The organism is Cellulomonas bogoriensis 69B4 = DSM 16987 (genome assembly GCF_000767165.1).
Classification (GTDB): Bacteria; Actinomycetota; Actinomycetes; order Actinomycetales; family Cellulomonadaceae; genus Actinotalea; species Actinotalea bogoriensis.
Map to the genome: position 1 here is coordinate 1 of NZ_AXCZ01000087.1, position 11,454 is coordinate 11,454.

Genomic DNA, 11,454 nt, shown 5'->3' on the forward strand with positions numbered 1-11,454 from the left:
GCCCTGGCCGCGCTGGACGCCGGTCACCCCTACGGGCCGCTCCTGGACCCGTGGTTCGACGTCCACGCCCGCGTCGCGGACGCCCTCCCCGGACTGGTCGTCGGGGGAGTCCTCGGCATCGACGGCCGGGCCGAGGCCGTGACGGCACTGGAGGCCGCGGTCGCGGCGGGCCCGGGTGCGGCCGGCGAGGCGACCTGGGGTTCGACGCACCGGGTCGCACCCCAGCACGTCTACCTGGGTGTGGACCCGGGGCTGGTCCCGTCGGCGCCGGCGGTCCCGTTGAGCGGGGACACCGACTGCGTGCTGTGCACCCGGAGCGGGCCCGGGCGTTCGGACCTGTGCGCGATCGGGCCGGTCGCCCGGTGGGTCTGGGACCTCGCGGACCGCGACCGCAGCCGGTGGGTGGTGCCGTTCGGGGCCGCCGGCGACCCGGGGCACCGGCACGCCTTCGACCAGCACGACCGGTGGGCGCAGGGTGGCACGCACCGCGTGGTGACCGACTGGGCCGCGCTGCAGCGGGAGGACCGTCCGTGACCGCACCGCCCGCCTCCGGCCGCACCGCCCCGCCTGCCCGGCTGCTCACGGGGGCGGCCGGGCAGGAGGTCCACCGTGAGCACCTCCCCGGCGTGGGGGACGTGTCTGCGACGGTCCTGGACCCGGACGTCGACGTCGCCGTGGTGCACCCGTGGGTGACCCGGCCCGGTGCCCGGTTCTGGGGCCTGGGTGACCTCGACGTCCACGAGCTGGCCGCGGTCTACCGGCACGTGGACTCCTTGCCCAGCCACCACGCGTTCCTCCTGCGGTGGCAGGAGCGCCCGGTGGCCCTGCTGCAGACCTACGCCCCGGAGCACGACCCGGTGGGGGAGCGCTACGACGTGGCAACGGGCGACGTCGGGGTGCACTTCTTCCTGGCCGAGCGCGGGCCGGGCGCCGCCGCCCGGTGGCCCGTGGTCCTGGTGCTGCTCGATGCCGTGGTGCTCGCCCGTCCTGGTGCCCGACGCGTGGTGGTCGAGCCCGATGTCCGCAACGCCGCGGCGCTCGCGCGCCTGGCACGGTTGGGCTTCACCCTCGGCGTGCGCGCACGTGTGGGGCACAAGGACGCCCAGCTCGCCTTCGGCGACGTCCCACACCTGCGGCGGGTCGCGGCCCAGGCACGGTCCCGTCTGACGGACGCCAACCCCCGAGCAGGAGAGTGAACCGATGAGCCTCAGGACCCGTCACGCCGTCGACCCGCACGTGGTCGTCGCCGAGGTGGTCGCCACCCGCCGCGTCAGCCCGTCCATGGTGCGGGTCACGTTCGGCGGCGAGGGCATCGGCCTGTTCACCGCCACCGGTGCCGACCAGTGGTTCCGGCTGTTCCTGCCACGGGAGGGCCAGGACGTCCTGCGGCTCCCCACGCGCACCTCGGCGCTGTGGTACGTGCAGTACCTGGCCACGCCCCGGCACCTGAGGCCCTGGATCCGCGCGTACACGGTGCGCGCGGCCCGGCCCGAGCAGGCTGAGATCGACGTGGACTTCGTGGTGCACCTGCACGACGGGCAGCCCACCGGCCCGGCGGTGAGGTTCGCCCTCGAGGCACAGCCGGGTGACCGGGTGGGGATCCTGGACCAGGGCGTGACGTTCACCCCGCACCACGACGGGTCGGTGCTGCTGGTGGCCGACGAGACCGGGCTCCCGGCGGTCGCGGGGATCTGCGCGTCGCTGCCGTCCGGGGCGCGCGGCCTGGCCCTGGTGGAGGTGCCGTCAGCGGCGGACGTGCAGCCGGTGGCCGCCCCGCCGGGGGTGGAGGTCCGGTGGCTCACCCGTGACCAGGACGGCGACGTGCCCGGGCGCCTGGCCCTGCGTGAGCTGTGCACCGCGACCCTCCCCACCGGCCCCGTGCGCGCCTACGCGGTGGGGGAGCAGGCCCTGGCGACCGGGGCGCGCCGGCACCTGGTCGGTGAGCGGGGCCTGCACAAGAAGCAGGTGACGTTCGCCGGCTACTGGCGGCACGGTCACGCCGCGCAGTGAGCCGCGACCTCAGGTGAGGGGCGCGAGGGCCTGCTCGAGGTCCTCGCGCAGGTCCTCCACGTCCTCCAGGCCCACCGACAGCCGGACCGTGGCCTCCCCGATGCCCACCGCGGCGCGTCCCTCGGGCCCCAGGCGGCGGTGGGTGGTGGTCGCCGGGTGGGTGACGATCGACTTGGCGTCGCCGAGGTTGTTGGAGATGTCGACCAGACGCAGGGCGTCCACCACGTCGAAGGTGGTCTTCTTGGCGTGGTCGGCCGACGCCCCCTCGGGCAGCGCGAGCGTGAACGTCACCACGGTGCCCCCGCCGGACTGCTGGGCCACGGCCAGCTCGTGCTGCGGGTGGGACGGCAGGTAGGGGTACCGGACGTCGGCCACCGCGGGGTGGTCCTCCAGCCAGGTGGCCAGCCGCAGGGCCGAGGCGGTCTGGTGGCGCACCCGCAACGACAACGTCTCCAGACCCTTGAGCAGCACCCACGCGTTGAACGGGCTGAGGGAGGGCCCGGTGTTGCGGATGAACGTCTGCACCGGGCCGCGGACGTACTCCTCCGGGCCCAGGATCGCCCCGCCCAGCACCCGGCCCTGGCCGTCGATGTGCTTGGTCGCCGAGTACACGACCACGTCCGCACCGAGCTTCAGGGGACGTGAGAGCACCGGGGTGGCGAACACGTTGTCCACGATCACCAGGGCCCCGGCCGCGTGCGCGAGGCGGCTGACCGCGGTGATGTCCACCAGGTCCTGCATGGGGTTGGACGGGGTCTCGAAGAACACCACGTCCGCCGGGGTGGCCAGGGCCTGCTCCCACTGCTCCAGGACGTGCCCGTCGACGTAGTCGACCTGCACCCCCCACCCGGCCAGGAACTCGTCGAAGATCACCACCGACGAGCCGAACAGGGCACGGGCGGCGACCACGCGCGACCCCTGGCGCAGCACCGCGGCCAGGGACGTGAACACCGCGGCCATCCCGGTGCCCGTCGCGTAGGCGGCCTCGGCCCCGTCCAGCAGGCGCAGCCGCTCCTCGAAGGTCGACACCGTCGGGTTGCCGTACCGGGAGTACAGGAACCGGTCGCGCTCACCGGCGAACGCCGCCTCGGCCTCCGCCGCCGAGCCGTACACGTAGCCCTGCGTCAGGAACAGCGCCTCGGACATCTCGTCGAACCCGGTGCGCACCAGGCCACCACGGACGGCGAGGGTGTCCGGGCGCAGCGCGCCCCGTGGGATGGTGCCGTCGTCCCAGTTGCCGGGACCGGGGACGCGGGGCGAGTTCACCGCTGCGCCCACGGCAGGCCCACGGCCCGCCAGCCCTGGTGCCCCCGGTGCCCGTCCGGCCCCACGTCGCCCTCGAAGCCCTCGAGCACGTTGTACGCCGGGCCCAGGCCGGCGGCGGTGGCGGCGCGGGCCGCGGCCACCGAACGGACCCCGGACCGGCACAGGAACACCACCGGCCGGCCGTCGCCGGGCGCCAGACCCAGGGCCTGCAGCTCGCTCACGAAATGGGGGTTCGGCTCGCCGGACGGGTACTGCACCCACTCCACGAACCCGGTGCTGCGGCCGGTCGCGGTGGCCTCGGGCACCCCGACGTACTGCCACTCCGCACGGGTGCGGACGTCCACCAGGACGGCGCGCTCGTCCTGGGCGAGCAGGTCCCACGCCTGCTGGGGGGTCAGGTCACCGGTGTAGCCGGTCGGTCCTGTCGTCATGCGATCCTCCATCGGCCCTGGCGGTAGCACCCACGCCCGAGCGACCGGGGGGTTGCTGCGGCGTCCTCGAGCCAGATCTCTCGGCCGCTCTGGATGGTGCGGCGAGGCTACCCGCTCACCGCGTCCCGTCCAACCCCCTTCCTGCCACGTCCGGCATGCAAGACGGTGTCCCAGAACCTTTGACACCCCCCGTGGCGTCCCTCACTCTCGTGGCAGGTCACGAGTGCCAGCGAAGGGCGTGCACCGCACGCCCCCACAGCCCCGGCTTGCTGGCCGGCAACCCTCCTCCGCGTGGGGTGCCCCGGGTGACGACCTGGTCCTGCGCCGTCCGGTGCGGGGCAAGCGCGGGGGCCCGGAGCGGCCCTCCCAGCCAGGAGGAGCAGGCCGATGAGCCGCACGACCGCCACTCTCGACCCCACCGCCACCGAGCCGTCCGCGGCCGACGTCCCGGCGCTGCTGCCGGTCGTGGGCGCCACCACCACCGTCCCGCTGGTCGACGGCACCAGCCGTGTGTACGCCAACCTGGACTGCGCGGCGTCCGCCCCGGCCCTGGAGTCGGTCGCCGAGCGGGTGGCCGAGGTGCTCCCGCTCTACGCATCGGTGCACCGCGGTGCGGGCTACCTGTCGCAGGTGTGCACGGGCCTGTACGAGTCGGCGCGCGCCACGGTCGCCCGGTTCGTCGGGGCGCGCGAGGACGACGTCGCGATCATCACCCGCAACACCACCGACGCCCTGAACCTGCTGGCCGGGTGCGTGCCCGACGGTGGCCGCGTGCTGCACCTGGACATGGAGCACCACGCCAACTACCTGCCGTGGACCCAGGGCGCCACCCACGACCGCGCCACGCTCGTCGCGGCGGGGCCGACCGTGGCCGCGAGCCTCGCCGAGATCGAGGCCGAGCTCGCCCGGCGCCCCTACGCCCTGCTCGCCCTGACCGGCGCCTCGAACGTCACCGGTGAGACCCTGCCGGTCGAGGAGGTCGTGCGCATCGCCCACGCCGCCGGGGCCCGCGTCGTCGTCGACGGCGCACAGCTCGTCCCGCACCGCGGGTTCTCCCTGACCGCGACCGGCGCCGACTACGTGGCGTTCAGCGGTCACAAGACCTACGCCCCCTACGGGGCGGGCGCCCTGGTGGGTCGACGCGACTGGCTCGACGCCGGACGCCCGCACCTGGCCGGCGGGGGAGCGGTCCGCGACGTGCGCCCCGACCGGACCGTGTGGCTGCCCGCACCCGCCCGGCACGAGGCCGGCTCACCGAACGTCATCGGGGCCGTGGCCCTGGCCCAGGCGTGCCAGACCCTCGCCGAGCTGCCCGAGGGCGCGCTCGCGGCCCACGAGGACACGTTGCGCACCCGCCTCGTGGACGGGCTGGAGGCCCTCGACGGCGTGCGGGTCCTGCGGCTGTGGGCCGACGCCACCGACCCCGTCGGGGTCGTCACGTTCACGGTGCCCGGTCACGACCCGGGCCTGGTCGCCGCGTACCTGTCGGCCGAGCACGGCATCGGGGTGCGCGACGGCCGGTTCTGCGCCCACCCCCTGCTTGCGCGCCTCGGCGCACCCCAGGGCGCCGTCCGCGCGTCGGTCGGGGTGGGCACCACGAGCGAGGCCGTGGACCGGCTGGTCGACGCCCTGCGCCGGTACCTGGACCAGGGTCCCGGGGCCCGGTACGCCGTCGAGGACCACTGCTGGACGGTGGCCGACGACACCCGCCCCCTGCCCGACGTCCGTGGCCTGGGCGAGCTCCCGCCCACCGCCGCAGAGGCGTGCGGCCCCGCGCTGGACTGACCGGGCACGAGGGACCGGTGGGTCAGCGGCGGAACCCGCCCTCGGTGCTGATCACCTGACCCACGACCCACCGGGCGTCGTCGGTCACCAGCCACGCGACCAGGCGGGCCGGGTCGTCCGGCTCCCCGAACCGTCCACCGGGGAAGCGTGACAGGACCGCCTCCAGGACCTCCGGCGGCCGGTCGGCGGTCTCCACGTCCAGGTACCCGGTGTTCACGGGTCCGGGGTTCACGGTGTTCAGTCCGATGCCCCGGTCCGCGAGCTCGGCCGCGACCGTCGGCGTGATCCCCGCCAGCGCGGCCTTGGACGTCGCGTAGGCGACCTCCCCGGGCATCGGGCCGAGGGCCTGACCGGACGTCATCCACACCACGCGCCCGCCCGGGCGGCCGTCGTGCTGGGCCGCGAACGCCGCCGTCGCCATGAGCGTGGAGCGGGTGTTCACCGCCCAGTGCGCGTCCAGCGCGCCCACCGACAGGTCCGCCAACCGACCGTCCCCGCCGCTGCGCGCGTGGTTGCACACCAGGACGTCCAGGTGCCCCGCCCGTGCGACCGCCTCCGCGACGAGCTCCTCACCGGCATGCTCCCCCGCCAGGTCCAGCACCACGTCGTGCAGCTGCGCGCCCGGGTCGAGCCTGCCCCGCAGCCCGGTGAGCAGCGCAGGCACGTCGTCCGCGCCCCACGGCTGCTCCGCATCATGAGGGGACCAGTGGTGGACCACCAGGTCCGCCCCCAGGCCCGCGAGCCGCGACGCCACCGCGAACCCGATGCCACGACGCCGACTGACGCCCGTCACCAGCGCCGTCCGTCCGCTCAGCAGCCCCATGCCACGACCGTAGGCCCCGGCCATGGGACGGACAACGACATCCGCCCGCTCGTTCGGCAGGCGCAGGCACGCGTCCTGCACCACCCTGGGAAGGACCACCCCGAGGGAGAGGACACCACGATGCGGCAGTACACCAGCCCCCTGGACGAGCACGCCAAGACGGTCGTCGGCACGGCCCTCAACCGTGCGCTGGTGGACCTCGTGGACCTCAGCCTCGTCGCCAAGCAGGCCCACTGGAACCTCGTGGGCCGCCGCTTCCGCAGCCTGCACCTGCAGCTGGACGAGGTCGTGGACCAGGTGCGCCTCCTCGCGGACGACATCGCCGAACGGGCCGTCACGATCGGGGTACCGCCCGACGGGCGCGCCGCGACCGTGGCCGAGCGCTCGGCCGTCCCCGAGCACCCCGCCCAGTGGGTGCAGGACACCGATGTGGTCGACTACTTCGTCACCGCGCTGACCGCCGTGATCGGCCGACTGCGCGAGGGCATCGCCCAGACCGAGACCGCCGACGTCGTCAGTCAGGACATGCTCATCGGCGCGACCGCGGCGCTCGAGAAGCACCTGTGGATGTTCCAGGCCGAGAGCTGACCACCTGCGGCGACACGCCCTGCATGGCAGTCTCGTGAGGTGGACCTCCTGCCCCAGATCCTGCTGATGCTGGGGCTCGCCGTGGTCGCGACGGTCGTCCTGCACCGCCTGCACGTCCCGTCCACGATCGGGTACCTGCTGGTCGGGGTGCTGCTGGGGCCCGGGACGATCGGCCCCGTCATCGACCGCGACGACATCGAGGCCCTCGCCGAGTTCGGGATCGTCTTCCTGCTCTTCACGATCGGGCTCAGCTTCTCCCTTCCCGAGCTGCGGTCCTTGCGGCGCCAGGTCCCTCTGCTGGGCACCGGCCAGGTGGTGCTGTCCACCGCCGTGGTGATGGGCATCGCGTGGCTCGGTGGCCTGGGGCCCGCGGCCGCGTTCGTCGTCGGGGCGGTGTTCGCGCAGTCCTCCACGACCATCATCAGCAGGCAGCTCACCGAGCAGGGCGAGGAGAACAGCCGACCGGGCCGCCTGGGCGTGGCGATGTCGGTGTTCCAGGACGTCACCGCCGTCCCGTTCCTCGTGATCATCCCCGTGCTGGGCACCACCACCGGCGCGGTGGCGCTCGGGGCCGAGCTCGGCACCGCGCTGGGGCTAGCCGCGCTCGCGGTCCTGGTGGTGTTCGTCCTGGGCCGGCGTCTGCTGGGGCCCCTGTTCCGGTTCGTGGCCCGGCGTCACTCGGCCGAGCTGTTCACGTTGACGGTCCTGCTCGTGGTGCTCGCCTCGGCGTGGACGACCAGCGCGCTGGGGCTGTCGTTGGCGTTCGGGGCGTTCCTGGCGGGCATGACCCTGGGCGAGACGGAGTTCCGGCACCAGGTGGAGTCCAGCATCCGCCCGTTCCGGGACGTGCTCCTGGGGCTGTTCTTCATCGCGATCGGCATGCTGTTCGACCCGTCGGTGTTCCCCGGGATCTGGCACTGGGCCCTTCTGGGGGCGGTGGGCCTGGTCGCGGTCAAGGTCGTGCTGGTCGCCGTCCTGGCGCACGCGTTCGGCCTGGACCGGCAGGCGGCGGCCCGCACCGGCCTGCTCCTGGGTGTGGGCGGCGAGTTCGGGTTGGCCCTGCTCGCGATCGCCCTGACCAGCGGTGCGATCGACAGCACGCTGAACCAGGTGGGGCTCACGGCCGTGCTGCTGTCGATGGTGATGGGCACGTTCCTCATCCGGTTCAACCGCCCGCTCGCCTCGATGATCACCGGTGCCACGCCCCGGACCAGGCGTGACCGGGACGAGGGGGAGCTGTCGCTGCCCGCCCCGGTGGACCTGAGCGGCCACGTGGTGGTGTGCGGGTTCGGGCGCATCGGTCAGGGCGTGGTGGGTTTCCTGCGTGCCGAGGGCCAGCCCTACGTCGCGGTCGACCTCGACGCCGAGCGTGTGCGGGTGGCACGTGCGGCCGGTGAGCCGGTGTTCTTCGCCGACGCGGGCCAGCCCGACGTCCTGGACGCCCTGGGCGTGGCGCGCGCGAGGCTGGTGGTGGTGGCCCACGACGACGTGTCGTCGGCCCTGACCCTGCTGGCGCACCTGCGCACCGTGCGGCCCGACCTGCCGGTCATGGTCCGCACGCGGGACGAGACCCACGTCCAGGCGCTGCGTGCGGCCGGTGCGTTCGAGGTGGTGCCCGAGACGCTCGAGGCGGGCCTGGCGATGGCCTCGCAGGTGCTGGTCCAGCTCGACGTGCCCGTGGCGCGGGTGGTGCGGCACGTCCAGGAGCAGCGGACGGGCCGGTACCGTCTGGTGCGCGAGCTGTTCCCGGGCGAGGGCCTCACCGAGGACCGGGAGCTGCCCGGGGGCGCACGGTTGCGCCCGCTGACGGTCTCGGCCGTCGCCGGCGGTGTGGGCCTGAGCATCGCCGACGTCGAGCAGGTGGGGGTCACGGTCGCTGCGCTGCTCCGGGCCGGGGAACGGCTGGTGAACCCCGGGGAAGCCGCCCGGTTGCACGCCGACGACGTGCTCGTCCTGCACGGTGACGTGGACGCCCTGCACCGGGCGGAGGCCCTGATCAAGGACGGACGGCAGGACCCGCGCCCGGGCTGACCGGGGCGGCCACGACCGAGGAGGAGGATCGACATGGCATCGGTGCTGGTGATCGGTGGGACGGGTCTGCTCGGCTACCACACGACCCTGGAGCTCGTGGCTCGAGGGTACGAGGTGACCTCGCTGGCACTACCGCCCATGCCGGTGGAGGACCTGTTCCCCGCAGAGGTCGGGAGCGTCCTGGCAGACGTCACGACCATGCCCGACGACGACCTCGCAGCCCTCCTGGAGGGGGTGCATGCCGTGGTGTACGCGGCGGGCGCGGACGAGCGGGTGACACCGCAGGCGCCTGCGGCCCGGTTCTTCTACGAGGCGAACGTCGTGCCCACCCAGCGCGTGGCGCGCCTGGCGCGAGCGGCGGGCGTGGCCAGGTTCGTGCTGTTCGGCTCGTACACCGCGGAGTTCGCCGAGCGCTGGCCCGAGCTCGGCTACCGCACCCGGAACGGTTACCCCCGCACCCGGTTGCTGCAGGAGGAGGTCGCATTCTGCGAGGGCGACGGGGTGATGGCCGTGATGTCGCTGCGCCTGCCCTACATCTTCGGGACGATGCCGGGTCGCACTCCCTTGTGGCAGATGTTCATCGACCTCGTCCGCGGGCAGGACGGGTTCGTCGCAGCCCCCGCGGGGTCGACGTCGTCGGTCACCGTCCGGCAGGTCGCCCAGGCGGCGGTCGGTGCGGTGGAACGGGGCGAGCACGGGGGCCGGTACCCGGTCGACGAGTACGAGCTCACCTACGTGGAGATGTACCGGGCGGTGTGCGAGGCGCTGGACCGCGACCCGGACCAGGTCCAGGTGGTGCCGTTCGAGGCGATGCGCACGGCTCTGGAGCAGGTCGACGCCGCGGCCGCGGCCGAGGGCCGGGAGCACGGGATCCACGTCGTGGACTCCGGGATGTTCCAGGAACGTCGGGCCGTCAGCGACCCCGCGGTGACCAAGCGTGCGCTCGGCTACGGCGACGACGACGTCCCGGCCGCCCTGCGGGAGACGTTGCGGTACTGCCTGGAGCGGGAACGGGGCGCCTGACCGTGGGGGCGTGATCGCCGACCGGGTGGGCGCACCTGCGTGTCGGACCCTTTTGGGAGGATCTGTCCCATGCTGCGGGACAGGGGGCCGGTGGGCCGCTCATGATGGGCACGAACCACGCGATGAGTGGCGCGGCGGCGTGGGTGGCGGTCACCTCGACCGTTCCCCTGGCCGCCGGCCTGGCGCCGATGCCCGCCCACCTGGTGGTGATCGGGGCGTTCGTGACCGCCGGCGCGGCGCTGCTCCCGGACGTCGACCACCACAACGGGACGATCGCCCGCTCCGCCGGTGGGCTCTCGCGGCGGGTCAGCGCCGCTGCACGGGCCCTGGCGGGCGGGCACCGCCGCGGCATGCACTCGCTCGTGGGCGTCCTGGGCTTCGCCCTCGGTGCCGTGGCCCTGCGCACCTGGGTGGTCGACGTCCCGTGGTGGGGCCCGGTGCCCCTCGGCTCGGCCCTGCTGCTGGTGATCCTCCTGACCTTCGCGATCATGGCGTTGAAGCTGTCCCGGGGGGTCAAGGCCGAGATCTGGGTCGCGTCGGTGGTGCTGGTCGCGGCGCTGCTGCACTTCTTCCCCGACGAGCTCACCTGGTTGCCGCTCGCCGTGGTGGTCGGGGTGGTGGTCCACCTGGCCGGTGACATGGCCACCGTCGGGGGTGTCCCGCTACTGTGGCCGTTCACACCCTGCCCGCCGCGGGCCTGGCGACGCATCCCGGTCCTGTCCCTGGTCTGGCTGCCCAACGGGCACCTCGCGATCCCGGTCCTGGGACGCACCGGGTCGGTGCGGGAGTGGGTCCTGTTCCTGACCCTCACCTGGTACACCGGGTACGTCGTCGCGGCCACGACGGGGTTGATCCGGGTCGCGGTGTGAACGGCGTCTGAGCGACGGGTCGGTGCGGACCTGGTCGTCGGCACCGACCCGTCAGCTGCTCAGCCGGTGAACGGCAGCGTCACGGTGGACCGGTGGGCGTCCAGGTCGGTGGCCCCGGTGCCGATCACGTTCCACACCTCCACCCGCACCGTCCCGCCGCGCAGGTCGCCGAGGCCGCCCTCCACGCCCTGCAGGCCCTGGTCGTGGGTGTACTGCTCCCAGCCGGGCTCGGGGTCCGTCGCGAAGTAGTGGTAGGTCTCGACCCGGTCCCACGTGCCGTTGCCGGTCAGGTCGTACGAGACCCGCACCCGGGTGCCGTTGCCCACCGACGTCCCGGCGTCCAGCCCGAGGGAGAACTGCGTGCTCCCGCCCGTGGAGGTACCGGTCAGGTCGGTGGCCTGGGCGACCACACCCGTGGACGGCGTACCGACCGCGTCCGCGCCCTCGGCGGGTGCCAGGCGCAACCGGTCGGCGAGCCCGGGTTGGCCCGCGAGCTGACCGTTGCCCCCCACGAACAGGCGCATCCCGGCCGGGTCCGGCGTGGGGTCGGGGCCCGGGTCGGGGGTCGGCTCAGGGTCGGGGTCCGTCGGGCCCGGGTCCGGCGTCGGGTCAGGGGTGGGGCCGGGCG

At 74.1% G+C, this 11,454-nt stretch carries 11 protein-coding genes, 1 pseudogene and 2 riboswitches; of the genes and pseudogenes, 8 read left to right on the top strand and 4 right to left on the bottom strand.

Features of this window, described 5'->3' with window-relative positions; genetic code table 11:
* The 3 genes from N869_RS09100 to N869_RS09110 form a co-directional block, all read left to right on the top strand.
* The coding region (locus N869_RS09100; protein ID WP_035060536.1) for a penicillin acylase family protein at positions 1-534 on the top strand (534 nt) is incomplete at its 5' end.
* Positions 531-1,196, top strand: a complete 666-nt coding sequence (locus tag N869_RS09105) for a GNAT family N-acetyltransferase (protein WP_052105295.1) — start codon at positions 531-533, stop codon at positions 1,194-1,196. The genes N869_RS09100 and N869_RS09105, both read left to right, overlap by 4 nt.
* A 4-nt stretch (positions 1,197-1,200) precedes the next feature.
* Positions 1,201-2,010, top strand: a complete 810-nt coding sequence (locus N869_RS09110; RefSeq protein WP_035060538.1) for a siderophore-interacting protein — start codon at positions 1,201-1,203, stop codon at positions 2,008-2,010.
* Positions 2,011-2,019: 9 nt separating this feature from the next.
* Here N869_RS09110 and N869_RS09115 read toward each other — a convergent pair whose 3' ends face one another.
* Positions 2,020-3,276 (bottom strand): O-succinylhomoserine sulfhydrylase, encoded by a 1,257-nt coding sequence (locus tag N869_RS09115; RefSeq protein ID WP_035060550.1) that lies wholly within the window; start codon positions 3,274-3,276, stop codon positions 2,020-2,022.
* On the bottom strand, positions 3,273-3,707 hold the full coding sequence (locus N869_RS09120) for a rhodanese-like domain-containing protein (RefSeq protein WP_035060540.1): 435 nt from the start codon (positions 3,705-3,707) through the stop codon (positions 3,273-3,275). Before N869_RS09120 ends, N869_RS09115 begins: the two co-directional genes overlap by 4 nt.
* A gap of 5 nt (positions 3,708-3,712) precedes the next feature.
* A riboswitch (SAM riboswitch) is annotated at positions 3,713-3,807 on the bottom strand.
* A 115-nt stretch (positions 3,808-3,922) separates the two neighbouring features.
* A riboswitch (SAM riboswitch) is annotated at positions 3,923-4,058 on the top strand.
* Between the two features lie 36 nt (positions 4,059-4,094).
* Here N869_RS09120 and N869_RS09125 point away from each other — a divergent pair.
* On the top strand, positions 4,095-5,492 hold the full coding sequence (locus tag N869_RS09125) for an aminotransferase class V-fold PLP-dependent enzyme (protein ID WP_035060542.1): 1,398 nt from the start codon (positions 4,095-4,097) through the stop codon (positions 5,490-5,492).
* A gap of 22 nt (positions 5,493-5,514) precedes the next feature.
* Here N869_RS09125 and N869_RS09130 read toward each other — a convergent pair whose 3' ends face one another.
* Entirely contained in the window at positions 5,515-6,315 is an 801-nt protein-coding gene (locus N869_RS09130; protein WP_198026018.1) for an SDR family oxidoreductase, read from the bottom strand.
* A gap of 120 nt (positions 6,316-6,435) precedes the next feature.
* Here N869_RS09130 and N869_RS09135 point away from each other — a divergent pair, with 120 nt between their 5' ends.
* The 4 genes from N869_RS09135 to N869_RS09150 all read left to right on the top strand — a co-directional run bounded on the left by N869_RS09135 (position 6,436) and on the right by N869_RS09150 (position 10,826).
* The gene (locus tag N869_RS09135) at positions 6,436-6,903 is read left to right on the top strand and encodes a Dps family protein (protein WP_035060544.1); all 468 of its coding nucleotides are present in this window, start codon (positions 6,436-6,438) and stop codon (positions 6,901-6,903) included.
* Between the two features lie 39 nt (positions 6,904-6,942).
* Positions 6,943-8,934, top strand: a complete 1,992-nt coding sequence (locus tag N869_RS09140) for a cation:proton antiporter domain-containing protein (protein ID WP_198026019.1) — start codon at positions 6,943-6,945, stop codon at positions 8,932-8,934.
* 33 nt (positions 8,935-8,967) lie between these two features.
* Entirely contained in the window at positions 8,968-9,957 is a 990-nt protein-coding gene (locus N869_RS09145) for an NAD-dependent epimerase/dehydratase family protein (protein ID WP_035060546.1), read from the top strand.
* 101 nt (positions 9,958-10,058) lie between these two features.
* On the top strand, positions 10,059-10,826 hold the full coding sequence (locus tag N869_RS09150; RefSeq protein ID WP_052105296.1) for a metal-dependent hydrolase: 768 nt from the start codon (positions 10,059-10,061) through the stop codon (positions 10,824-10,826).
* 59 nt (positions 10,827-10,885) lie between these two features.
* Here the strand turns inward: N869_RS09150 and N869_RS17755 are convergent.
* A pseudogene (locus N869_RS17755) lies at positions 10,886-11,454 on the bottom strand (glycosyl hydrolase); the annotation flags it as partial.

Excerpts from the sequence above, each read along its gene's own strand:
- N869_RS09110 (WP_035060538.1), top strand. The coding sequence starts at position 1,201 with ATGAGCCTCAGGACCCGTCACGCCGTCGACCCGCACGTGGTCGTCGCC.
- N869_RS09120 (WP_035060540.1), bottom strand. The coding sequence starts at position 3,707 with ATGACGACAGGACCGACCGGCTACACCGGTGACCTGACCCCCCAGCAG.
- N869_RS09125 (WP_035060542.1), top strand. The coding sequence starts at position 4,095 with ATGAGCCGCACGACCGCCACTCTCGACCCCACCGCCACCGAGCCGTCC.
- N869_RS09130 (WP_198026018.1), bottom strand. The coding sequence starts at position 6,315 with ATGGGGCTGCTGAGCGGACGGACGGCGCTGGTGACGGGCGTCAGTCGG.
- N869_RS09135 (WP_035060544.1), top strand. The coding sequence starts at position 6,436 with ATGCGGCAGTACACCAGCCCCCTGGACGAGCACGCCAAGACGGTCGTC.
- N869_RS09145 (WP_035060546.1), top strand. The coding sequence starts at position 8,968 with ATGGCATCGGTGCTGGTGATCGGTGGGACGGGTCTGCTCGGCTACCAC.
- N869_RS09150 (WP_052105296.1), top strand. The coding sequence starts at position 10,059 with ATGATGGGCACGAACCACGCGATGAGTGGCGCGGCGGCGTGGGTGGCG.